Below are 22447 nucleotides of genomic sequence, written 5' to 3' on the forward strand. Positions count from 1 at the left end.
AACTTGCGCCGTCCGAGCACGGCTGCAGCCGCCATCCCGAACAGTGCCATCATCGGCGGCGCAGGCACTTCGGTGCCGCTCGTGCTACCGGTAGTGGAGCCCGAGGTCGAACTGCTGGTGCTCGTGCTGGATGAGCTCGACGTGCTCGAGCTGGTCGAACTCGACGAAGAGCTGCTGGTCGAACTGGACGAACTCGTGCTGGTCGTCACATTGCCCGAAGTCGAGGTACTCGTGGAAACGGCTCCCGAGGTCGAGGTCGAGGTGCTGGTCGACACGTCGCCCGAAGAACTGCTCGACACGTCGCCGGACGAACTGCTGGTCGTCGTCGTGCTGACTTCGCCGGTCGAGGTCGAGACCGCGCCGGTGCTGGTCGATACCGCACCGGTCGAAGTCGAAACTTCGCCGGTGGACGTCGAGGTCGAGCTGGAGCTGCCGCCGGTCGAAGTCGAGGTCGACGTGCCGCCGCTGGATGTGGAGGTCGAGACGTCGATATCGATGTCGGGCAATTCGCCGCCGGTCGTCGTGGTCGAATTGACGACGACGCTGCCGCCGCCGCCACCGCCGCCGAAGAACCCTCCGAAGAAGCCACCACCGAAGCCGCCGCCGTATCCGCCGCCATAGCCGCCCGACGGGATCGAGCGCGCGCCGCCGCCACCGGCGACTACCGGTGCCGCTTCAGGGAGCGGCGGGACAGGCACTGGCACCATCGCTTCGCGATAAACGGGCGGGCAGATATTGTCGGGGTTCTCAGAAGCCAGCGGCGAATCGTACGGCACGCATTCGATCGGGCGGGGAGGAATGGTGCGTGCGACGCGGCGCGGCAGGGTGCGAACGACCGGCTTGGCCTGCTTCACTTGCTTCACCTGCTTGACGGCCTGCGCCTTGTATTGCGGATTGTCGGTGACCGGACGCTCCGCCACATGCACGGCGCCGCCGGCAACCAGCGCACCACCCGCAGCGGTGGCCGACAATTTGGCAAGAGCTGATTTGACCGACATCGACTGCTTCCCTTCGCGGCCCTTCGACCGAGGCCCTTCCCCCTGATCTTGCCGGGCCCCTGTCCGCACCGTTCTGCCGAATCCCGGCTTCGGGTGCGATTCCTTACTTCTTCGGCACCGCAGAGTGGTAATTTCGCTCCGAAAAGCGAGCCTTACACCGGCTGCGTCCCGAATCGGGACCAACGCCCCCGTAATCGTTACAACCGCCGGATAACCCTATTCGTCGAACATGTCGCCTTGCGGGCGGCTGGGCGGCGCGATGCCGAGGTGCTGCCAGCCGCCATCGTTGAGCATGCGCCCGCGCGCGGTGCGGGCGATCAGGCCGAGCTGGATCAGATAGGGCTCTATCACCTCCTCCACCGTGTCGCGCGGCTCGCTGAGCCCTGCGGCGAGTGTCTCCACGCCCACCGGCCCGCCCTTGTAGGTGGTCGCGATCATGGTGAGGTAGCGGCGGTCCATCGCATCGAGGCCGAGGCTGTCGACTTCGAGCCGGGTCAGCGCATCGTCGGCGACCTTCGTTGTCACCGTCGGCTCGCCCAGCACATGCGCGAAATCGCGCACGCGGCGCATCAGGCGGCCCGCGACACGCGGCGTGCCGCGCGAACGGCGGGCGATCTCGCGCGCGCCGCCCTCGTCGATCCCCATGCCGAGCAAGCCCGCCCCGCGCGTGACGACCTTGAGCAACTCGTCCTCGGTGTAGAAATTCAGCCGCACCGGAATGCCGAAGCGGTCCCGCAAGGGCGTGGTCAGCAGCCCCTGCCGCGTAGTCGCGCCGACCAGCGTGAACGGCGGCAGGTCGATCCGCACGCTACGCGCCGAAGGCCCCTCACCGATGATGATATCGAGCGCGCGGTCCTCCATCGCGGGATAAAGCACCTCCTCCACCACCGGATTGAGGCGGTGGATCTCGTCGATGAAGAGCACGTCGTTGGGCTCGAGGTTGGTCAACAGCGCGGCCAGATCGCCTGCCTTGGCGATCACCGGGCCGGAGGTTGCGCGAAAACCGACGCCGAGTTCCTTCGAGACGATCTGCGCCAGCGTGGTCTTGCCGAGGCCGGGCGGGCCGAAGAACAGCACATGATCCATCGCTTCGCCGCGGTTCTTCGCGGCTTCGATAAACACGCGCAAATTCTCGCGCGCGGCCTTCTGCCCTACGAACTCGCCAAGCGATTTCGGCCGCAGCGCCGTATCCGGGTCTTCCGGCTGGCGGTCGGGAGAATGGAGGGGGACGGGTTCGGTCATTCTGCCCTGCACGATCCGGTGCGGTAATCCCAAGCGCCGCCCGCGTCGACGCAGGCATCCACGTTAAGGAAATTCTTGGCTTGCCATCCTGCGACAGAGCCAAGTGCGAAACTCGCAGCCAAGGCGAGGAGTTTTCTCAAAACGGATTTACCGAATAGCCCGCCTGCTGCAGCAGCGCGTGGGCGGTCATGGCGGAGAGCGCCATTTCTACGCCGGGGATCAGGTCCGCCTGCGTGATGCCGTGCGCCGCGGCGCTTTGCCCACAAAGGATCACGCGGACGCCTTCGTCGAGCAGGTCACGGACCAGCGCGTGGCTGCCGTTGACGCCCTCCTTACCTTTCGCTTCCCATACCGGTTCGCGCAGCAAATCAAGCGATGCGCCGCCGTGGACCACCACCGCGACCTGGATGTTCTCCGGATCGACACCGGCTGCGACATGCATGTTGATGAAGCGCGCGGCGCTTTCGATGTGGCGGTTGGCCTTGCCGTCGCTCGCGGCCTCGGCAACGTCGAAGCTGTGCCTGAAAGCGGCATCGGCGGGCAACTCGCCCATCCCCGCGACCGGCGCATGCGCTCCGAAATCCGCGAAGACCGGACCGCGTTTGAAGGCCTCCATGTCCTGTGCCTGTGCCGCCGTGGCCAGAAGCGCGGCTGCTGCCGCCGTGATTGCATATCGCATGGGTTCGACCTTCATCCTGCTGCCCTCTTCAATGCCACCCGTATCAGATCGCCCTCGCTCGCGCCCTCGCCGAGTTCACCCTGAGCCGTTGTGACCGCGCGTGCCGCAACGGCGGGCTTGAAACCGAGATTTTCCAGTGCGCTTACCGCGTCTGCGCTTGCCCCGCTTGCCGGGGTCGCCGGAGCCGCTCCGCCCGTCATGCCGCCGCCGGGCAGCGCGCCCGCCTTGTCTTTCAGCTCGTTGACGATCCGCCCGGCGAGCTTCGGCCCCACGCCCTGCGCGCGGGCCACCGTGGCGGCGTCGCCCTGCGAGCAGGCTTGCTGCACCTCGCCCGTCGAGAGCGCGGAGAGGATCGCCAGCGCCACCTTGCTGCCCACGCCCTGCACCTGGGTAAGCAGGCGGAACCAGTCGCGCTCGGCCGCCTCGGCGAAACCGAGCAAGCGCATGTCGTTCTCGCTGACCTGCAAATCGGTATAGACCGTGCACGCCTCGCCGGTCTCGCCCAGTGCCGCGAGGGTCTTGGACGAACAATGCACGAGGTAGCCGACGCCCGCGACGTCGATCACCGCCCAGTCCGCACCGGTTTCGTCGAGCAGGCCCTTCAGCTTCGCAATCATCCGTTTCTTTCTGCGCTACCGCTACGCTGCATGAGCGCCTTTTGTTCTTGCGACACAAGACAAGATTGGTCCAGCCACAATGGACACCGCCCCACAGTTGCGACAGACAGGCCGTCATGAGCTGGAACACCTTCGGACGGACCTTGCGCTTCACCACCTGGGGCGAGAGCCATGGACCCGCGATCGGCGCGGTGTTGGACGGGTGCCCGCCGGGCATCGCGCTGGAGGAGAGCGACATCCAGCCGTTCCTCGATGCGCGCAAACCGGGGCAGAACAAGTTCACCACCCAGCGCAAGGAGCCGGATGAAGTCCGGATCCTGTCCGGCGTGTTCGAAGGCAAGACGACCGGCACGCCGATCAGCCTGCTGATCGAGAATACCGACCAGCGATCGAAGGATTATTCGGAGATCGCCAAGACCTATCGCCCCGGCCACGCCGACTATGCTTATGATGCGAAATACGGTTTTCGCGACTATCGCGGCGGCGGGAGGTCGAGCGCGAGGGAGACCGCGATGCGCGTCGCGGCGGGCGCGATTGCGCGCAAAGTAGTCGGCGAGGTGGAGATTCTCGCCTTCGTTTCGGAAATCGGCGGCGACCGTATCGATCCGGCGAATTTCGAAGCGGCGGAGATTGCGCGCAACCCCTTCTGGTGCCCCGATGCGGAGGCTGCCAGGCGCTGGGAGCAGCTGGTCGACAATGCGCGCAAGTCCGGCTCTTCGCTCGGCGCGGTGGTCGACTGCGTGGCGCGCGGCGTGCCCGCCGGCTGGGGCGCGCCGGTCTATGCCAAACTCGACGCCGACCTTGCGAGCGGGATGATGAGCATCAATGCCGTCAAGGGCGTGGAGATCGGTGACGGCTTCGATGCCGCACGCCTGACCGGCGAGCAGAATGCAGATGCGATGTCGCCCCCAAAATCAGGAAAGCGCGAGGACGGGCCGGAGTTCGCCGCCAATCACGCCGGCGGTATCGCGGGCGGTATCTCGACCGGCCAGCCCGTCACCTGCCGCGTTGCCTTCAAGCCGACCAGTTCGATCCTCACTCCGGTCGCCAGCGTGGACCGCGAGGGTAACGCAACCGAAGTCCGCACCAGGGGCCGGCATGACCCCTGCGTGGGCATTCGCGGCACGCCCGTGGTCGAGGCGATGATGGCGCTGGTGCTGGCCGACCACAAGCTTCTCCACCGCGCGCAATGCGGGTGAAATGCAAGGATTTCCGCCGATTTCGGAACATCGACTGCGCCTCATTCGCTGGTAAGGCATGAGGGAACAACAGCGCGACTACACAACCGATCATACGCTGCCGACCCGCCGCGAGCGACTGCGGGCCTTTACCAGGCTCAAGTCCCAGCGGCAGCTTCTGACTGGCGGCATCGCCATTCTCGGCGCCGCAGCGCTGATGCTTGGCGGTGCGCTTTGGCAGCAAGACCAGACGCCCGATGTGGTCAAGCTCGGCAAGGGTGTCGCCAGCGTCGATGCGCAACCCGTCGCCGCGCTCGATCCGGTGGCGACAGTGCCATCGGTCGCAGCAAATCCCGATCCGACGCCGTCCGCCTCGGAAAGTCCCATCGGCGGCGGCGACGCAAGCTATTACGGCAGCGAACTGGCCGGCAATCGCACGGCGAGCGGAGAAATCTTCGATCCATCCCGCCTGACAGCAGCGCACCGGACATTGCCGCTCGGCAGCGAGGTTCGCGTGACCAATGCGGGCAACGGCCGCAGCGTCGTGGTGACAATCAACGATCGCGGGCCCTTCCATGGCAACCGCGTGATCGATCTGTCTACTGCGGCCGCGAGTGCGATCGGATTGATCCGGTCGGGCACCGGCCGGGTAAGGCTCGCCTTGCTGATAAACTAGTCCGCAGCTTCGGATAGAAGAGCAGAGCAGTTAGGGCTTGCCAAATCGGCGGCGGCCATGTTGCGGCTGCTCACAATGACATCTTTCCTCAAATCCCGCCCAGCCCTCTGGCTCATCCTCGCGCTGCCCGGCCTGTGGATGAGCTGGCGCTGGATCGCCACGCCCGACGCCTATGGCTATGGCCACGCGATCGGAGATAGCGGCGATTGGGCCGCGTGGCTGCTGCTGCTGACGTTGGCCGTCACGCCGATCCGGCTCGCGTTTCGCAAGCGGAAATGGGCTGCCTGGCTGATGCGGCGGAGGCGAGATCTGGGCGTGGCGAGTTTCGGCTATGCCGCGTTTCACACCGGTATCTATCTCTGGAAAAAGGCCTCTTTTTCCGCCGTGCTGGCAGAGGCGAGCGAAGCATATCTGCTCGCGGGCTGGCTGGCCTTCGCGCTGTTCGTGCCGCTCGCCGTGACATCCAACGACATCGCGACGAGGGCGCTCAAGCGGTCATGGAAGACATTGCACCGGCTGGTCTATCCGGCTGCAGTGCTCGTCTTCCTGCACTGGGTCCTGTCCGCCTTCGATCCGACCACGGCCTGGATACACGTCGGCATCCTCGTGGGGATCGAAGGCGTCAGGATCGTGCTGCAAATGCGTCAGAGAGTGACGTAATTGCGGAAACGAGCAACTTCCGCCTCGTCGACATACTTGCCGATCTCGCGGTCGAATTCGGCCATGTCTTCGTAAGGGCGGTATTCTTCGAATTCGTGGACCATCTTGTCGGTCATGCCGGGGATCAGGCGGATCTGCTCTTCGGTCGCCTCGTTAAGATTTACCGGCACGAACACGCGCTCGCGAACGGTGGCGGCCTGCTCTTCGGTGAGGCTTTCCATCAGCACCGTGTTGAAAGCGGTCACGTCCGCATAGGGCTGGCCAGCGACGATCGCTGCCGCCAGGTCTTCGGAGATGCCTTCGACGCCTGCGAGATCTTCGGCGGTTGCCGTCCCGGCATCGATAACGGTCTGGGTATCGGCAGCTTCGACCGTTTCCATCTGGGCCGGCGTCGTCGCGTCGTCCGTGATTACCGTGTCTTCGGCTTCGCCCGAGCAGGCTGCGAGGGCGAGGGTGCTGCCGGCAACGGCGGCGGCGAAAGCAAATTTACGCATATCGAATCCTTCTTATTGCGATGCATTCTCATTATCAGCGGATTGCAGGGTCGGCTAAGGAATTCTCGAAGAATTCGGCGATTGCGCAAATCGCAATGAAATCGCACCTCTGTTGCACTTTTCAAAAGTTCCAATCCTGTGATTGATAATTCCGATGCTCGCAATCGCAACTTATCGCTTTTGTGCATCGCACCACGGCCTATCTGACACCCATCAGTTTCAACCCCACAACGGAGACAACCCATGGGTATCATCGGAAGCCAGATCAAACCGTTCACCGCCACCGCCTTCAAGGCCGGCGAGGATTTCTACGACGTCACCGACGAGGACGTGAAGGGCAAGTGGGCCGTGTTCTTCTTTTACCCGGCCGACTTCACTTTCGTCTGCCCCACCGAACTCGAAGACCTCGGCGAGCAGTACAACATGCTCCAGAAGATGGATGTCGAAGTCTATGCCGTGTCGACAGACACGCACTTCAGCCACAAGGCCTGGCACGACACGTCGGACAAGATCGGCAAGTTGAACTTCCCGTTCCTCGGCGACCAGAACCACGTCCTTGCGCGCAACTTCGACGTGCTGCGTGAAGGCGTCGGCCTTGCCGATCGCGCGACCTTCGTCGTCGATCCGGACGGCGTGATCCAGATCATGGAGCAGACCTGCGAAGGCGTCGGCCGCAATGCCAACGAACTGGCCCGCAAGATCAAGGCCGCGCAGTATGTCCGCGCCAACCCCGGCCAGGTTTGCCCGGCCGCGTGGGAAGAAGGCAGCGACACGCTGGCCCCCTCCCTCGATCTTGTCGGCAAGATTTAAGCCGGCAACCGCATACGCGCTCCCGTACCTCCTAGAAGGAGCGCGATAAGAGCCCGAGCCCCGCTCGGGTCGCTGGAAGGCCCGGGGCATCCTCCCCCCAATCCCCGCCCCGGGCCTTTTCCATTTTTCTGACCTTTCTCGGAGAACACCATGCTCGACGACACGATGAAACAGCAGCTCACCACATATCTCGCCAATTTGCGGGAGCCGGTGGAGCTGGTCGCGTCGCTGGGAGATGACGACAAATCGCGCCAGACGCGCGAATTGCTGGAAGAGATCGCCAGCCTGCACGACAAGGTCGTGGCGAGCTTCGACGGGACGGACGACCGCAAGCCCAGCTTCGTCATCCGCCGCGCGAGCGATGCGGAGAAGTGGGTGCGCTTTGCGGGGCTACCCATGGGGCACGAGTTCACTTCGCTGGTACTCGCGCTGCTGTGGGCCGGTGGTCACCCGCCCAAGGTCGATGCCGATCTGCTGGAGCAGGTCCGCGGCTTGGAAGGCGACTTCAATTTCGAAATGTATTTCTCGCTGAGCTGCCACAACTGCCCCGATGTGGTGCAGGCGCTCACGCTGATGGCGCTGGAAAATCCGCGCATCACCGCGACGCTGATCGAGGGCGGGACCTACCAGGACGAGGTCGACGCGCGCGACGTGATGGCTGTGCCGGCAACCTTCCTCAACGGTGAGCCCTTCTACAATGGCAAGATGGAGCTGGCCGAAATCCTCGCCAGGCTCGACACCAATGCCGATGCGAAGGCCGCCGAGAGGCTGGCCGCCAAGGATCCGTTCGAAGTGCTGATCGTGGGCGGCGGTCCGGCAGGCGCGGCGAGCGCGATTTACACCGCTCGCAAGGGGTTCCGCACGGGTATCGCGGCGGAACGCTTCGGCGGCCAGCTGCACGACACGCTCGGTATCGAGAACTTGCCCGGCACCGCCTATACCGAAGGGCCCAAGCTGGCGGCGGACCTGGAACGGCAGATCGGCGAGAACACCATCGACCTCATGAACCTCGCCAAGGCCGTGAAGCTGGTCCCGGCGAAAACCGAGGGCGGACTGCATACGGTCGAACTAGGCAATGGCGCGAGCCTGAAGGCGCGCAGCCTGATCCTCGCGACCGGTGCGCGCTGGCGCAATCTCGGCGTTCCGGGCGAAGCCGAGTATCGCAACAAGGGCGTGGCCTATTGCCCGCATTGCGACGGCCCCCTGTTCAAGGGCAAGCGCATCGCGGTGATCGGCGGCGGGAATTCGGGCGTCGAGGCGGCGATCGACCTTGCCAAGATCGTCGACCACGTCACGCTGATCGAATATGACGACAAGCTGCGCGCCGACGAGGTCCTGCAGGCCAAACTGCGCAGTCTCTCCAATGTCGAGATCGTCACCAGTGGCCAGACCACCGAGATCACCGGCGACAATGGCAAGGTGAACGGCCTGGTTCTCAAGGATCGCACAAGCGGCGACGAACGGCGCATCGAACTCGAAGGCGTGTTCGTCCAGATCGGTCTCGTGCCGAATACCGAATGGCTCAAGGATTCCGGCCTCGAACTGACTGAGTTCGGCGAGATCGTCACGGACGAGGAAGGCCGCACAAACCTGCCGGGCGTGCTCGGCGCAGGCGATGTGACGGATGTGCCGTACAAGCAGATCGTCGTCGCCATGGGCGAAGGCTCGAAGGCGGGCCTCTCCGCTTTCGACTACCTGATCCGCACAGAGCCTGCCGAGGAAATCGCGAAGGCCGCTTGAAGCGACCGGCGACCCGAAGCAAAAGCGCCGTCATCCCAAGCGGATGGCGGCGTTTTCGTATCTGGTGACACGGCCCATCGCAAAATCGCCCCAGCCAATCAATTTGAACCGTTTAATCGATTGGACGGATTACCGGCCCGTGTTCACAGTGCTTCCAATCTCGGACGGGAGACCGAGTCTTTATACAAGAGGAGAGCACTTACATGGACGCCAAAACCGGAGATATCAGCGGCTGCCCCTTCACCGGAGACAGCGGAACCCGCGCCCTCTTCGGCCGCCGGAACCGCGATTGGTGGCCCGACCAGCTCGATCTCGAAATCCTGACCGAAGGCGGCCGCGCAGCCGACCCCATGGGCGAGGATTTCGATTATTGCGAAGCATTCAACGCGCTGGACTACAACGCGCTGAAGCAGGACCTGACCGACCTGATGACCGACAGCCAGGAATGGTGGCCGGCGGACTATGGCCATTACGGCCCGTTCTTCATCCGCATGGCGTGGCACGCGGCAGGGACCTATCGCACCGGCGACGGACGCGGTGGCGGCGGCAGCGGCCAGCAGCGCTTCGCCCCGCTCAACAGCTGGCCCGACAACGGCAACCTCGACAAGGCCCGCCGCCTGCTGTGGCCGATCAAGCAGAAATACGGCAAGCACATCAGCTGGGCCGACCTCTTCATCCTCACCGGCAATGTCGCGATCGAAAGCATGGGTGGCCCCGTGTTCGGCTTCGGCGGCGGCCGCAAAGACGTATTCGATCCCGAAACCGTCTATTGGGGCACGGAAGAAAAATGGGTCGATACCGGCGCCGAAACCCGTATCCATCCCGATGAGGGCCGCGCGCTCGAAAACCCGCTCGCCGCGATCCAGATGGGCCTTATATACGTTAATCCCGAAGGCCCGGGCGGCAATCCGCACGATGCCGAAGGCATGGCGCGCGACATGCGCGAAACCTTCGCCCGCATGGCCATGAACGACGAGGAAACCGTCGCGCTCACCGCCGGCGGTCATGCGTTCGGCAAGTGCCACGGCGCGGCACCGTCCGACACCTTCAGCAGCGCGCCCGAGGGCGAAAACCTGCACCGCATGGGCTTCGGCTGGCTGACCGACCCGGACGAAATCGGCAAGGGCCACATAACCACATCCGGCATCGAGGGCGCGTGGACGCCGAACCCGACGCAGTGGGGCAACGACTATTTCCGGCTGCTGTTCAAATACGACTACGAGCTCACCAAGAGCCCTGCGGGAGCACACCAGTGGACGCCGATCGACCCGGAAGAGGCCGACATGGCGCCCGATGCACGGGACCCGAACAAGAAGGTCCCGACCATCATGACGACGGCCGACATGGCCTTGAAGCGCGATCCGGAATATCGCAAGATTTCGGAACGCTTCCTCAACGACCAGTCGGCCCTCGACGACGCTTTCGCTCGCGCGTGGTTCAAGCTGTGCCACCGCGACATGGGCCCCAAGGTCCGTTACCTCGGCCCCGAAGTGCCGAGCGAGGACCTGATTTGGCAGGACCCCGTGCCCGCCGGAACGCAGGTCTCGGATGGCGATCTGTCCGCCTTCAAGTCGAAGGTCCTCGACAGCGGCCTCACGGTTCCGGCGCTGGTCAAGGCTGCCTGGGCCTCGGCCTCGACCTATCGCAATTCGGACCATCGCGGCGGCGCGAATGGCGCACATATCCGCTTCGACGAACTGAAAAACTGGAAGGTCAACGATCCCGAAGAACTGGGCGAAGTCCTCGCCAAGCTCGACGAAATCCGCGGCGGTATCTCGATGGCCGATGCCATCGTCATCGCAGGTTCGGCTGCTGTAGAGAAAGCAGCGAAGGATGCAGGCTTCGACATCTCCGTCCCCGTCACCACCGGCCGCGGCGATGCGAAGCGCGAAGACTTCGATGCCGAGAGCTGGGAGCCGCTGGAGCCGTTTGCCGATGGCTTCCGCAACTACCTCAAGACGAAGGCATCGGTGAAGACCGAGGACATGCTGATCGACCGGGCGCACCTGCTCGGCCTCAGCATCCCGGAAATGACCGTGCTGGTCGGCGGGATGCGGGCGATGGGTGCGGTGAGCAAACATACGCAGCACGGCAACAACATCGGCGTGCTGACCGAGACCCCGGGCAAGCTCGACAATAGCTTCTTCCGGAACCTGCTCGGCATGGGCGTGATCTGGGAAGTGGTCGACGAGAGCGGTGACGAAGAATTCGTCGGCACCTGCCGCGAGACCGGCAATACTCTGTGGCACGCCACCCGGACCGACCTCGTCTTCGGCTCCAACTCCCGCCTGCGTGCAGTAGCGGAAGTCTATGCCGAGAACGGCAATGAAGAGAAGTTCGTGAAGGACTTCGTGGCGGCATGGACCAAGGTCATGGATGCCGACCGCTTCGACCTGACTTACGCCAAGTACCACGGCTGATGCGACTGCGGACGGAGCGGTGCTCGACCCCCGAGATCGCTCCGTCCCAGTCGTTCGATGGGCGGGCGATTAAAACTTACCATTCCACTCATCGCAGCCCAGGAACGCTTTGACATTTGATATGTCCTCGTTCATGGTCACCCCATAGACGGCCTAGCTGGTCGTCCACCGAGAGCCCCCGACTGCAGGTCGGGGGCTTTTTTATTGATATTTGTTTGATTACGTCATGTTTCCAAGGGTTGGTGGAACGAAGGCACCAACGCTCCGTAAGTCTCGAGTCGGGAGGTCACTCTCGGACGCACCGACTACCTGAACTGGAGCAACAGACATGACCGACAAATTTGCGCTGTCCGATGGTGGCGTTAACCACCAGAAGCCGAAGGGCGACGACGATGTGATGACGACCGCGCAAGGTCATCCGATCGCGGACGACCAGAACTGGCTGACCGCTGGTCCGCGCGGGCCGCAACTGCTTGAAGATCAGATTGCGCGCGAGAAGATCTTCCATTTCGACCATGAACGCATCCCTGAACGCGTGGTCCATGCCCGCGGATACGGAGTGCACGGCCACTTCGAGCTGAAGAAGGCGATTCCGCAGTATTCGCGGGCAAGGATCTTCAACGAAGAGGGCGTAAAGGTGCCTACCTTCACGCGCTTCTCGACCGTGGCAGGCAACAAGGGTTCGCCCGATCTGGCGCGCGATGTGCGCGGCTTCGCGACCAAGTTCTACACCCAAGAAGGCAACTGGGACCTGGTGGGCAACAATATCCCGGTCTTCTTCATTCAAGACGCGATCAAGTTCCCGGACCTGATCCATGCCGCGAAGCCCGCGCCCGATCGCGGCTTTCCGCAGGCGCAGACCGCGCACGACAATTTCTGGGATTTCATCAGCCTCAGCCCCGAAGCGATGAACATGGTTATGTGGATCATGTCCGACCGCGCAATCCCGCGCTCGTTCCGGTTCATGGAAGGTTTCGGCGTGCACACCTTCCGGCTGGTTAACGAGAAGGGCGAGAGCCACTTCGTCAAGTTCCATTGGAAGCCGAAGCTGGGCCTGCAATCGGTCATCTGGAACGAGGCGCTCAAGGTCAACGGGATGGATCCCGACTTCCATCGCCGCGACATGTGGGATGCGATCGACGCTGGCGACTTCCCGCAGTGGGACCTGGGCATCCAGGTCTTCGACGAAGAATTCGCCGAGCAGTTCGAATTCGACGTGCTCGACGCGACCAAGATCATTCCCGAAGAGCAGGTGCCCGTCGAGATTATCGGTACGCTGACGCTCGACGCCAATGTCGACAATTTCTTTGCCGAGACCGAGCAGGTGGCCTTCTGCACGCAGAACCTGGTGCCCGGCATCGACCATTCGGACGATCCGCTGCTGCAGGGACGCAACTTCAGCTATCTCGACACGCAGCTAAAGCGGCTCGGTGGCCCAAACTTCACACACCTGCCGATCAACGCGCCTAAGTGCCCTGTGCGCCACTTCCAGCAGGATGGCCACATGGCGATGACCAATCCGAAGAGCCGCGTGAATTACGAACCCAATAGTTGGGGCGATGGCGACGGTGCCGAGGAAGATCGCGGCCCGCGCGCTTGCCCGATGAGGGGGTTCCAAAGCTACGAGGCCCCGGTGGAAGGGCCCAAGATGCGCGTGCGCAGCGAGACCTTCGCCGATCACTACAGCCAGGCTCGCCAGTTCTACGTTTCGCAGACCCCGGTCGAGCAGACGCACATGGCGAACGCGCTGACTTTCGAGCTGTCCAAGGTCGGTCGGATGAGTATCCGCAAGCGGATGATCGGCCACTTGCGCCATATCGACGAAGGACTGGCGCAAGAGGTGGCCGACGGGATCGGCCTTCCCGAACTGCCCGAAAAGGTACCGGCGGCGCGCGACCCGATCACCGACCTGGCCGAAAGCCCAGCGCTTTCGATCCTCAAGAACGGTCCCGGTAACTTCAAGGGTCGCAAGCTGGGCATCTATATTGCCGACGGGGCCGATGCGGATGTAGTCAAGGCGCTGAAGGAAGCCGCGACCAGCGCTGGCGGTATGGTCGAAATCGTGGCTCCACACGTGGCCGGGGCCAAGTTGTCCGACGGCGAAATCATGGAAGCCGACGAGAAGATCGATGGCGGTCCATCGGTTACATACGATGCGGTGGCGGTCGTCATGAGCGAGGCTTCGGCCAAGCGCTACAACACCGACAAGCCGAGCATCGACTTCGTCAATGACGCCTTCGCCCATGCGAAATTCTTCGCTTACGTCCCCGCCGTTAAACCGCTCTTCGAAACGGCAGGCGTATGGAACTGGATGGACGACGGCTTTGTGGACGTATCCTCCGGCAAGGACGCGGCCAACGCCTTCATCGAGAAGTGCGGCGAGCTGCGCTTCTGGGACCGAGAGAGCGTGAAGCAGGACTGAGTACACCGGAGGGGCGCGGTGCGAGTGCTGCGCCCCTTTTAGCGTCCCCGCTTGAGAACGATATACAGCGCGCCGTCGCCACCGTGGCGCTGGTGCGCGCGGCGGACGGCGGCGATGGCGGTGTGGTGGCTCGACGCGGCCAGCCAGTCGAGCACCTTGGCGCGAATGACGCCACGAGAAGCACCGCGATCCGCCGCCGCGACCGGACGGGATTTGCCCGTGACGAGCAGGATGGTGCGCATGCCCAGGGCGCGCGCCTGCGCGACGCCTCCCATCAGCCGGTCGTAGGCGGCGTCGAGATTGTAGCCATGCAGGTCCAGGGTCAGATCGGGCTGGAGCGCGCCGGATTTGAGCCGCCGGTCCCAATGCGAATCGAGGTTTCCCGGCGACGAAGGTTTCGGCTGAGCGCGAGGCGGAGCCGCTACAGGCCGCGCAGGTTGCTGTTTGCGAAGTTTCGGCTGTTTGGGAGGCGGAGGCGGAGGCGGAGGCTTTGCAACTTCGGGTTCGGGCCGGGCAATAGCAGGATGGATGGGCGTGACCGTTGCGGCCAGTTTTTCCCAGGCTTCGCTTTCTTCCTCGCTCAGGCCCCGCGGGGCGCTCACCGGTTCTGCAGGCGGGCGGTGGTGCCGCGGGGCAGCAGAACGATGGCTTGCCCGCGCCCGCTCATGCCGCCGGCGATCCGCCGCGCATCTTCGCCATTGCCCCAGAAGGTGTCGAAGCGGTTGGCGCCCTTGATCGCGCCGCCCGTGTCCTGCGCGATCCACAAGCCGTCGGCCTCGTTGCGGTCGAGGTCGAGGAACACCGGTGCGCCCAGCGGCACGAATTTGGGATCGACCGCGACCGACGACTGGCCGCGCACCGGCACTTCCAGCGCGCCGAGCGGGCCGTCGGTGTCGAGCTCGCGGAAGAATATCCAGCTCTTGTTGAGGTTCATCAGCGCTTCGCCCTCGGCCGGGTTTTCGCGGATGTACTGCATGATCCCCTGCATCGAGCCGGAGTATTTGCCGGGTCCGTCGCCCAGCAATCCGCGCTCACGCATAACGCTGCCGATGCCGACATATTCGCGGCCGTTCTGCCCGGCATAGCCGATCCGCATCAGCGATCCGTCGGGCAGGCGCAGCAGGCCGGAGCCCTGAATCTGCAAGAAGAAGAACTCGACCGGATCGGCGGCCCAGGCAATTTCCAGCCCGCGATTGGCGAGTGCGCCGGCGACGATTTCGGAGCGTTCGTAGAACGGCACGAACTTGCCGCTCGTGTCATAGCGGCCGAGCGGCGGACGACCCGTGCGCTCGCTTTCCGGCATATCGTCCGGCCAGGCGCGCTCCAGCTCGGGCGGCATCTTGTAGACCGGTACGTCGTAGCCGGGCGCGCGGGTCCGGCTGCCGCGAATCTCCGGCTCGAAATAGCCGGTAGCGAAGGCCGCGCCATCGCCGATCCGCACGGGCTCGAAATAGCTCGAAAAGAATCGGCTCGCGTCACCGAGCGGCCAGCCCGCTGCCGCCTCGCATGCCGGACGCCAGTCCTCGCGCTGCGTCAGACCGCTCTGGTCGGTGCGTGCAAGAAGCTTGGGGCAGGATTCGCGGAAACTGGCGAGCGCGCCGCTCGCATCGCTGCCCGAAAAGCCGAGCCCTGCGATCTCCGGACCACGCTGGATGCCGGCAAGTGCGGCGCTGGTCACCGCGCCCGGGGGCGTGGGCCTGACAGTAGGCGAAGAGGAAGGAACCACACTGACGCAGGCGCTCAGCAGCGCGCTCGCTGCAAGGATCGTCCAGCCGCGCATTGTGCCCTCCCGCAGGTTCGGCCGGTCAGGCCTGGTCGGTTTCGTCGAGAATCCAGTCGGGCGAGGACGCATCGACATTGCGCGAGAAGGTCCAGACGTCCCGGCTCTCCACCGCATCGTCCAGCGACCCGGCGATGACGTTGCCATCCTTGTCGCGCGTCACGGCAGCGATATCGGCCACGAACAGCACGGCGATGCGGGCGATGCGGCCATCGAGTTCGGCGCTGCGAACGCTCGCGTCCTCGATCCGGATCAAGCGATTTTCCAGCGTCTCGCCTGCTTCGTCACGCGCGTCGATCGCACCGGCGAAGCTTTCGTAGACGTCGTCGTCGGCCAGCTCGCGCAGGGTTTCCTTGTCGCCCTGCCAGAACGACTCGAGCACCATGCCATAGGCACCCTTGGCCCCTTCGAGGAAGGCCAGCAGGTCGAACTGTGGATCGGCGCTGGCGATGGCACGAATGCCGGCCTCGTTGGCAGGCACGCGATTGTCGGTGGATCGCAGCGCAACCGGCGGCGTGGTGGCGCGCGGCGCTTCGACCTCGCGCCGCGCATCGCCTGCATCGCTGCGATCGAAACGGTGCGGGATCACCTCCTCCTCATGCTCTGACCGGCGGCCAAGCACCGAATAGAGACGCAAGCCCAGGAAAGCTGCGATCATGGCGAGGATGACGATTTCGGTAATCACAATATGGTTGTCCGCTTGACCCTTGGTGTTGGGAATGTCGCTGAGGCATTCCTGCCCTAGATAGGTACAAATTACAAACCGGCAATGTTCCCACGATGAACGCGATTCCTCGCCGGGTGCGGTCTGCGGCGGCGGATTGCCCCCCGCCCCGGCACCTGCTAGGCGCGCGACCTGTAGCGGATCGGCTCCCGAAGCCCGGTTCGCGAGACCATTCCGAACCAGAATCGAAAGACTGACATCATGGCCGACGAAGGCGACGTTCTCACCGACCTCAACCCCGATCACGCAGCCGGCGCGAACGGTGCCGACAATTCGCCTGCCGTCGGGCTCATCTCGCAATATGTGAAGGACCTTTCGGTCGAGAACCCGAACGCGCCCGCGTGCTTCCAGTGGAACGAGCAGCCGCAGCTCGACGTGCAGTTCAACATCGGGTCCGAACCGGCCGGCGACGACGTGCATGAAGTGGTGCTCAAGGTCACCGCCACGGCGAAGACGGGAAAGGGCAATCTCTACCTCGTCGATCTCGAATATTGCGGCCTCGTCGGCATTCGCAACCTGCCCGACGAACATGCGCACGCCTTCATGTTCGCCGAGGCACCGCGCCTGCTGTTCCCCTTTGCGCGCCGCGTCATCGCCGATGCCGTGCGCGATGCCGGTTTCCCGCCGCTGGTGCTCGACCCGATCGATTTCGGCGGCATCTACCAGCAGCAGCTCGCCCAGCGGGCGCAGGAACAGGGCGCAGGCGCTCCGGCAACGACCGGCGACGCCTGAGCGCGCCCGGCCTGAGGCGGAGGCTCTGACGTGAGCCTGCTCAAGCACGTCGGAACGATCGGCGGGCTGACCATGGTCAGCCGCGTTGCCGGCATGGCGCGCGAGATGATTTTCGCGCGTGTTCTAGGCGCGAATGCCGTGACCGATGCCTGGTTTCAGGCCTTCATCATTCCCAACGTCTTCCGCCGCCTGTTCGCGGAAGGCGCGTTCTCTGCCGCCTTCGTGCCGATGTTCTCCAAGCGGTTGCATAGCGACGGCGGGATCGAGGACGCGCGCAGTTTTTCCGACGACGTGCTGAGCGTCTTCCTGCCGGTGCTGATCGCCCTGTGCGCTGTGATGATGCTGGCCATGCCGTGGGTCATCACGCTGCTGGGCGATGGCGACGCTGATCCGGCGACTTTCGCGACGGAAGTCGATTTCGCGCGGATCATGTTCCCCTACATCCTGCTGGTCAGCCTGGTCACGCTGTTCACCGGCATGCTCAATTCGGTCAGCCGCTTTGCGCCGGGCGCGAGCTTTCCGATCCTGCTGAACCTTGTGCTGATCGGCGCGTTGCTGTTCGGCGAATATGCCATGTCCAGCTGGGGATGGACCATCGAGCAGGTCGGCTACAGCCAGGCCTGGGCGGTCACTATCGGCGGTGTGGTTCAGCTCGTCTGGCTCTACGTCTGGACGCGGGTGGAGGGCTTCCGCCCGAAGCTGCTGTGGCCGCGGATCACGCCGGAGGTGAAGCGCCTGTCGATCATCGCGCTCCCGGCGGCGATCGGCGGCGGGGCCTACCAGATCAATACGCTGGTGCAGCTCTACTTCCTCAACCAGCTGGATAGCGGCGCGATCAGCTACATGAATTATGCCGACCGGCTGAACCAGCTGCCGCTCGGCATCATCGGCATCGCACTGTCGACTGCGATCCTGCCCACGCTCTCGCGTTTTGTCGGGGCCAAGAACAAGGAAGGCACCGACCGGATCCAGTCCGACGCGATCGAGCTGTCCATGCTACTGACCATACCGGCAGCCGTCGCGCTTGCGGTCTGCGCCGTGCCCTTCGTGACGATGATCTTCCAGGGCGGTCGCTTCAGCCTCGAACAGGCGGAGCTGACCGGACAGGTGCTCGCTATGCTGGTGCTCGGCCTGCCTGCCTATGTGCTGGTCAAGGTGCTGGTGCCGAACTTTTACGCACGATCGGACACCCGCACGCCGGTCTATGCCGCGTTCATTTCGCTGGCGGTGTTCGTCGTCATGAACTTCGCGCTGATTGCCGATTACGGCGTGGTCGGCGTCGCCCTCGCCAGCGTGGTAGGGGCGTGGATCAACGTCGCCTATCTCTACATCGTGCTGGTGAGGCGCGGCTATTACACGATCCCGCTGAAGCTGGTCGGCCGCATCGCGCGGCAGCTCGTCGCCGCCGCCGCCATGGGCGCCGCCTTGTGGTTCGCGCGCGATTTGCTAACCGGCTGGTATTCCGCCGGCCTGTTCCAGCGGATCGGCGCCCTGCTGGTGCTCGTCGCCTGCTCGGCCGTCGTCTATTTCGGCGTCGCCTTCGCCATCGGCGCGATCGACAAGCAGCGCATCGCCGCCCTGACCAAGAAGAGAGAACCCTGATCCCATGCGTGTAGTCTCCGGCATCCAGCCCACCGGAAAGCCGCATCTCGGCAATTACCTCGGCGCGATTGTCAATTATGTGAAGCTGCAGGATGAGGCGAATGCGGCGGGGGGCGAGTGCTTCATCTTCCTCGCCGACCTTCACGCGATCTCGCAGCCTCACGACCCGGCGGAGCTGACGCAGAACACGCGCGAGATGGTCGCCACGCTGGTCGCCTGCGGCGTCGATCCGTCGAAAGCGGTGCTCTTCAACCAGGCGCAGGTTCCCGCCCATGCCGAACTGCAATGGCTGCTCAACGGCACCGCCCGCATGGGCTGGCTGAACCGGATGACGCAGTGGAAGGACAAGGCGGGCAAGAACCGCGAGGGGCAGAGCGTGGCTTTGTTCACCTATCCCGTGCTGCAGGCTGCCGACGTGCTGCTCTACCAGGCCACGCACGTGCCCGTAGGCGAGGACCAGAAGCAGCATCTGGAGTTGGCACGCGACATCGCGCAGAAATTCAACAACGATTTCTGTGCCGAGGATGCGCCGCTCTTTACCCTGCCCGAGCCCTATATCCCGCCTGCCGCAGCGCGGATCATGAGCCTGCGCGACGGGACGGCGAAGATGAGCAAGTCCGATCCCTCCGACATGAGCCGCATCAGCCTGACCGACGATGCCGACACGATCATGAAGAAGGTCAAAAAAGCCAAGACCGATCCCGAGCCCCTGCCCGATAACGAGAAGGAACTCGAAGGCCGGGCAGAAGCCCAGAACCTCGTCGGCATATACGGCGCGCTCAGCGGCCAGAGCGCGGCCGAAGTGCTGGGCGAATTCGGCGGACAGGGCTTCGGCGCTTTCAAGCCTGCGCTGGGCGAGGTGCTGGTAGAGACGCTGGCCCCGATCAATGCGCGCTTCCTCGAGCTGAAGGACGACGAGGAAGCGCTCGACGCGATCCTTGCGCGCGGCGCTTCGCAGGCCCGCGAGGCCGGGCGCGATACGCTCACCGCTGCTTATGCGGCGCTCGGCCTGGTGCGCTAGGCGAACCTCAACCCCCTGCGATTGCACAACAAATGTGAATCTTGGTATTCAAACCGGGTTCACATCCGCTCGTCTACACCCAAGCACACTAACCGGCAGTGTGTCTCGGGGAAGCGGCGGGCTGCGCATTCAATCGCAATCGTGATACATTGCATGTCCGTTCGAAAGGGACTGAGTATGACTGACCTGAAAAAAGGTTGGGGGCGCACTCTTAAACTCGCCTCCGTGCCGATGATCCTCGCAGGCCTTGCCGCCTGCGCCACCCCGTTCAAGGCGGACGTGCAGCGTTTCCAGACGCAGTTGCCCGCGCCGCAGGGCGAGACCTTCTATGTCGTCGCCGACGATCCCGCGCTGGCCGGCGGGCTCGAGTTCGCGCAATACGCCGATCTCGTGGAAGCGCAGATGAACCGCCTCGGCTATGCCGAAGCGCCGTCAGCCGAGGCTGCCAGCCTGCTGGTCCGCTTCGATTACGGCGTCGACAACGGCCGCGAGCGTGTGCGCTCGACCGGTTTTCGCGATCCGTTCTACGATCCGTGGTACGGCTATCGCGACCCGTTCTTCCGTTCGCGGCTCTCCTATTACCGCCCGCGTCATTTCGGCAGCCGCTGGGGCTTCGGCTTCTACGATCCGTGGTTCGGCGGCCCCGAAATCCGCAGCTACACGGTCTACACCAGCGGGATCGACATGAAGATCGACCGCGCCGTTGATGGGCAGCGACTGTTCGAAGGCAAGGCGCAGGCCATGTCGACCTCGAACCGGCTGCAATATCTCGTGCCGAACCTGGTCGAGGCGATGTTCACCGACTTCCCAGGCAATTCGGGCGAGACGGTGCGGATCTCGATCAAGCCGGAAGAGAAGGTCGTCCGCCGGATCGACTGACACAATCCCCATCTGGGGTTTAACGGGAAAGGGCGGCTTGCAGAGACGCCCTTTCTTGTTTCAGCGCCGTTTCAGGACAAACAGTCCCGTTGCTATGGCCAGAACGAATACGGCCCCCTCGCTAATGGCGGTGGCAAGGTGCGCGGTCGGGCCAAAGGTGCTTTCGCCGAAAAGTGCGCCGATGCTTTCAAGGCGAAGCTGCGTGTCGCCGAGGCTCTGCTGGAGCGCATAAAGGCTGCCGCCGAGCAGGCGACCGCCGCCGATGTCGATCAGCAATCCAGCCACAAGCCCAAGCACCATGGCGACAGATGCGAGGCGCGCTGCAGGCGAAGCGTCGTCGCGTAACACGAGCCAGCCTGCCAGCCCTGCAGCCGCGCCGAGGACGAGGCCTTCGTAAATCCCGGTCACCCGGCCAAGCGCTTCTCCGGTCAGCAGGCCGATGCCGTCGCGCCCCAATGTATTGCCGAGAGCGCCAGCCATGATGCCGCCCGTAATCGCTCCGGCTATGACGGCCGCATCGGCTCGCCCGCGCCATGCAATGGCGGCTGCCATGCCGAGACCGATCGCGGCCCCGGCCAGCGTCCCGAGCGCGCCGACCAATGCCGCCAGAACGACAATCGTCGCGCCGTCCCCCGTGCCGGCGAGCGCACCGTAGAACGCCCCGCCCAGCACTCCGGCGAGAGCGCCCGATACGGTGCATGCCCCCGCGACGCGTCCGGCGATCGACGATCTCCGTGCTGCCGACTCCGGGGCGTCTTCTACTGCGACTTCGGCCAGGAAACGGTAGCCGTGCTTCGGCACCGTCTGGATATAGCGGGGGTTGCCGGCGTCATCGCCCAAGGCGCGCCGCAGGGTGCGAATGCACTGGGTCAACGCCTCGTCGGTAACCGGGATGCCGCGCCAGACCTCGTCCATGAAGCGGGTTTTCGACACCAAGGCTCCGGCATTGGCGACCAGCAAGGCCAGCGCGTCGAAATAGCGGCTGCCAAGCTCGACCGGATCGCCTCCGCACCGCAACTGGCGGTCCGCCAGGTCGAGCTCGAAATCGCCGAAATGCACGCTGTCCGATTGCCGCTCCATGCGCCCCCTTTCGCATTGCGCTTTATGCCATGCGGACGGGGTGAGGAAGGTTTTCAAGCATTGCTCACCAATTGCTCATGCCGCTCAGACGGGTTTCACGGCAGCTATCCGGCATTGCAAGCATAGGAGCCGAGATGAACGACCGAGCAAACGCAAGACACGATTGGCTGAACGGATGGCGCATAGCCGGATGGGGCGCGGCGCTGGCCTTGCTGGCCCTGCCCGCTATCGCCATGCAATTCACCGACGAGGTACACTGGACGCCGCTGGACTTCAGTTTTGCGGCGGTCCTCCTTTTCGCATTAGGCACTGGCCTCGAGTTCGCAATCCGATTTGGCGGCAGAACGCCGAAGGGACTCGGCATCGCTATCGCGTCCGTTGCGGGCTTCCTGACGCTGTGGGCGAATGCCGCAGTCGGCTTCATCGGAGCAGAGAGCGAGCCGGTGAACGCCGGCTTCACAGTACTGGTCATCGGCGGGGCGCTGTTGAGCCTGATTGTCCGCTTTCGCCCTGCGGCCATGCGCTGGATTATGGCTATCATCGCAATCGGCCAGCCCGTGCTGGGCGTCGCAGCACTCCAAGTGATGCCCGGTCACGCCATCGAGTGGGGTGTGCTTCTGGTATTCGCCGCGATATGGAGCGCTGCGGCATTTTGTTTCGACCGGGCCCATCGCCGGGCGGCGCATTAAGGGA

General features: G+C 64.1%; 21 protein-coding genes. 13 read left to right on the forward strand and 8 right to left on the reverse strand.

The window, feature by feature from the left end:
- The first annotated feature begins 3 nt into the window (after positions 1-3).
- The gene (locus tag ACSH0F_RS13450) at positions 4-621 is read left to right on the forward strand and encodes a hypothetical protein (protein ID WP_435203624.1); all 618 of its coding nucleotides are present in this window, start codon (positions 4-6) and stop codon (positions 619-621) included.
- A 593-nt stretch (positions 622-1214) separates the two neighbouring features.
- Here the strand turns inward: ACSH0F_RS13450 and ruvB are convergent.
- The 3 genes from ruvB to ruvA form a co-directional block, all read right to left on the reverse strand.
- Complete coding sequence (gene ruvB / locus ACSH0F_RS13455) at positions 1215-2240, reverse strand: Holliday junction branch migration DNA helicase RuvB (protein ID WP_435203626.1); 1026 nt, start codon at positions 2238-2240, stop codon at positions 1215-1217.
- Positions 2241-2376: 136 nt separating this feature from the next.
- Entirely contained in the window at positions 2377-2919 is a 543-nt protein-coding gene (locus ACSH0F_RS13460; protein WP_435203628.1) for a DsrE family protein, read from the reverse strand.
- 11 nt (positions 2920-2930) lie between these two features.
- Positions 2931-3536 (reverse strand): Holliday junction branch migration protein RuvA, encoded by a 606-nt coding sequence (gene ruvA / locus ACSH0F_RS13465; protein WP_435203630.1) that lies wholly within the window; start codon positions 3534-3536, stop codon positions 2931-2933.
- 116 nt (positions 3537-3652) lie between these two features.
- On the opposite strand from ruvA, the gene aroC reads away from it, so the two are divergent.
- From aroC to ACSH0F_RS13480, 3 genes are all read left to right on the forward strand, one after another.
- Positions 3653-4735, forward strand: a complete 1083-nt coding sequence (aroC, locus tag ACSH0F_RS13470; RefSeq protein WP_435203632.1) for a chorismate synthase — start codon at positions 3653-3655, stop codon at positions 4733-4735.
- A 58-nt stretch (positions 4736-4793) separates the two neighbouring features.
- Positions 4794-5390 (forward strand): septal ring lytic transglycosylase RlpA family protein, encoded by a 597-nt coding sequence (locus ACSH0F_RS13475; RefSeq protein WP_435203634.1) that lies wholly within the window; start codon positions 4794-4796, stop codon positions 5388-5390.
- A gap of 75 nt (positions 5391-5465) precedes the next feature.
- Positions 5466-6050 carry a ferric reductase-like transmembrane domain-containing protein gene (locus ACSH0F_RS13480; protein WP_435203636.1) on the forward strand — a complete coding sequence of 195 codons (585 nt, stop codon included), beginning with the start codon at positions 5466-5468 and terminating at the stop codon, positions 6048-6050.
- Here the strand turns inward: ACSH0F_RS13480 and ACSH0F_RS13485 are convergent.
- Positions 6035-6544 (reverse strand): hypothetical protein, encoded by a 510-nt coding sequence (locus tag ACSH0F_RS13485; protein ID WP_435203638.1) that lies wholly within the window; start codon positions 6542-6544, stop codon positions 6035-6037. The two genes, ACSH0F_RS13480 and ACSH0F_RS13485, sit on opposite strands and share 16 nt — an antisense overlap.
- 243 nt (positions 6545-6787) lie before the next feature.
- Here ACSH0F_RS13485 and ahpC point away from each other — a divergent pair, with 243 nt between their 5' ends.
- The 4 genes from ahpC (at position 6788) to ACSH0F_RS13505 (ending at position 13936) form a co-directional block, all read left to right on the forward strand.
- Positions 6788-7354, forward strand: coding sequence for an alkyl hydroperoxide reductase subunit C (gene ahpC / locus ACSH0F_RS13490; protein ID WP_435203640.1), 567 nt, complete (start codon positions 6788-6790; stop codon positions 7352-7354).
- Positions 7355-7504: 150 nt separating this feature from the next.
- The gene (gene ahpF / locus ACSH0F_RS13495; protein ID WP_435203642.1) at positions 7505-9094 is read left to right on the forward strand and encodes an alkyl hydroperoxide reductase subunit F; all 1590 of its coding nucleotides are present in this window, start codon (positions 7505-7507) and stop codon (positions 9092-9094) included.
- A 203-nt stretch (positions 9095-9297) separates the two neighbouring features.
- A complete protein-coding gene (gene katG / locus ACSH0F_RS13500) occupies positions 9298-11514 on the forward strand; it encodes a catalase/peroxidase HPI (RefSeq protein WP_435203644.1) in 2217 nt (738 codons plus the stop codon).
- A 328-nt stretch (positions 11515-11842) separates the two neighbouring features.
- The gene (locus ACSH0F_RS13505; RefSeq protein WP_435203646.1) at positions 11843-13936 is read left to right on the forward strand and encodes a catalase; all 2094 of its coding nucleotides are present in this window, start codon (positions 11843-11845) and stop codon (positions 13934-13936) included.
- A 38-nt stretch (positions 13937-13974) separates the two neighbouring features.
- On the opposite strand, the gene ACSH0F_RS13510 is transcribed toward ACSH0F_RS13505, so the two are convergent.
- Genes ACSH0F_RS13510 through ACSH0F_RS13520 form a run of 3 tightly spaced genes read right to left on the reverse strand, consistent with a single transcriptional unit; the run spans position 13975 to position 16401 of the window.
- Positions 13975-14538: a Smr/MutS family protein gene (locus tag ACSH0F_RS13510; protein WP_435203648.1), complete on the reverse strand. Its 564-nt coding sequence runs from the start codon at positions 14536-14538 to the stop codon at positions 13975-13977.
- Positions 14535-15716, reverse strand: a complete 1182-nt coding sequence (gene mltA, locus ACSH0F_RS13515) for a murein transglycosylase A (protein ID WP_435203650.1) — start codon at positions 15714-15716, stop codon at positions 14535-14537. The genes ACSH0F_RS13510 and mltA overlap by 4 nt, the downstream gene beginning before the upstream one ends.
- 25 nt (positions 15717-15741) lie before the next feature.
- Positions 15742-16401: a Tim44/TimA family putative adaptor protein gene (locus ACSH0F_RS13520; protein WP_435203652.1), complete on the reverse strand. Its 660-nt coding sequence runs from the start codon at positions 16399-16401 to the stop codon at positions 15742-15744.
- 240 nt (positions 16402-16641) lie between these two features.
- Between ACSH0F_RS13520 and secB the strand changes: the two genes are divergently transcribed.
- The 4 genes from secB (at position 16642) to ACSH0F_RS13540 (ending at position 20674) form a co-directional block, all read left to right on the forward strand.
- Positions 16642-17172: a protein-export chaperone SecB gene (gene secB / locus ACSH0F_RS13525; protein ID WP_435203654.1), complete on the forward strand. Its 531-nt coding sequence runs from the start codon at positions 16642-16644 to the stop codon at positions 17170-17172.
- 30 nt (positions 17173-17202) lie between these two features.
- Complete coding sequence (gene murJ / locus ACSH0F_RS13530; RefSeq protein ID WP_435203656.1) at positions 17203-18774, forward strand: murein biosynthesis integral membrane protein MurJ; 1572 nt, start codon at positions 17203-17205, stop codon at positions 18772-18774.
- Positions 18775-18778: 4 nt separating this feature from the next.
- Complete coding sequence (gene trpS / locus ACSH0F_RS13535) at positions 18779-19795, forward strand: tryptophan--tRNA ligase (RefSeq protein ID WP_435203658.1); 1017 nt, start codon at positions 18779-18781, stop codon at positions 19793-19795.
- Between the two features lie 231 nt (positions 19796-20026).
- Positions 20027-20674, forward strand: coding sequence for a DUF4136 domain-containing protein (locus ACSH0F_RS13540; protein WP_435203739.1), 648 nt, complete (start codon positions 20027-20029; stop codon positions 20672-20674).
- Between the two features lie 60 nt (positions 20675-20734).
- On the opposite strand, the gene ACSH0F_RS13545 is transcribed toward ACSH0F_RS13540, so the two are convergent.
- Positions 20735-21754 (reverse strand): winged helix-turn-helix domain-containing protein, encoded by a 1020-nt coding sequence (locus ACSH0F_RS13545; RefSeq protein ID WP_435203660.1) that lies wholly within the window; start codon positions 21752-21754, stop codon positions 20735-20737.
- A gap of 134 nt (positions 21755-21888) precedes the next feature.
- Between ACSH0F_RS13545 and ACSH0F_RS13550 the strand changes: the two genes are divergently transcribed.
- Positions 21889-22443, forward strand: coding sequence for a hypothetical protein (locus ACSH0F_RS13550; protein WP_435203662.1), 555 nt, complete (start codon positions 21889-21891; stop codon positions 22441-22443).
- Positions 22444-22447: the final 4 nt, after the last annotated feature.

The organism is Qipengyuania sp. 902 (genome assembly GCF_051195295.1).
GTDB lineage: Bacteria > Pseudomonadota > Alphaproteobacteria > Sphingomonadales > Sphingomonadaceae > Qipengyuania.

Coding starts and splice junctions, on each gene's coding strand:
- ACSH0F_RS13475 (WP_435203634.1), top strand. CDS start 4,794: ATGAGGGAACAACAGCGCGACTACACAACCGATCATACGCTGCCGACC.
- ahpC (WP_435203640.1), top strand. CDS start 6,788: ATGGGTATCATCGGAAGCCAGATCAAACCGTTCACCGCCACCGCCTTC.
- ACSH0F_RS13540 (WP_435203739.1), top strand. CDS start 20,027: ATGATCCTCGCAGGCCTTGCCGCCTGCGCCACCCCGTTCAAGGCGGAC.
- ACSH0F_RS13545 (WP_435203660.1), bottom strand. CDS start 21,754: ATGGAGCGGCAATCGGACAGCGTGCATTTCGGCGATTTCGAGCTCGAC.
- aroC (WP_435203632.1), top strand. CDS start 3,653: ATGAGCTGGAACACCTTCGGACGGACCTTGCGCTTCACCACCTGGGGC.
- ACSH0F_RS13550 (WP_435203662.1), top strand. CDS start 21,889: ATGAACGACCGAGCAAACGCAAGACACGATTGGCTGAACGGATGGCGC.
- trpS (WP_435203658.1), top strand. CDS start 18,779: ATGCGTGTAGTCTCCGGCATCCAGCCCACCGGAAAGCCGCATCTCGGC.
- mltA (WP_435203650.1), bottom strand. CDS start 15,716: ATGCGCGGCTGGACGATCCTTGCAGCGAGCGCGCTGCTGAGCGCCTGC.
- ACSH0F_RS13505 (WP_435203646.1), top strand. CDS start 11,843: ATGACCGACAAATTTGCGCTGTCCGATGGTGGCGTTAACCACCAGAAG.
- ACSH0F_RS13460 (WP_435203628.1), bottom strand. CDS start 2,919: ATGCGATATGCAATCACGGCGGCAGCAGCCGCGCTTCTGGCCACGGCG.
- ruvA (WP_435203630.1), bottom strand. CDS start 3,536: ATGATTGCGAAGCTGAAGGGCCTGCTCGACGAAACCGGTGCGGACTGG.
- ACSH0F_RS13480 (WP_435203636.1), top strand. CDS start 5,466: ATGACATCTTTCCTCAAATCCCGCCCAGCCCTCTGGCTCATCCTCGCG.
- katG (WP_435203644.1), top strand. CDS start 9,298: ATGGACGCCAAAACCGGAGATATCAGCGGCTGCCCCTTCACCGGAGAC.
- ahpF (WP_435203642.1), top strand. CDS start 7,505: ATGCTCGACGACACGATGAAACAGCAGCTCACCACATATCTCGCCAAT.
- ruvB (WP_435203626.1), bottom strand. CDS start 2,240: ATGACCGAACCCGTCCCCCTCCATTCTCCCGACCGCCAGCCGGAAGAC.
- secB (WP_435203654.1), top strand. CDS start 16,642: ATGGCCGACGAAGGCGACGTTCTCACCGACCTCAACCCCGATCACGCA.
- ACSH0F_RS13485 (WP_435203638.1), bottom strand. CDS start 6,544: ATGCGTAAATTTGCTTTCGCCGCCGCCGTTGCCGGCAGCACCCTCGCC.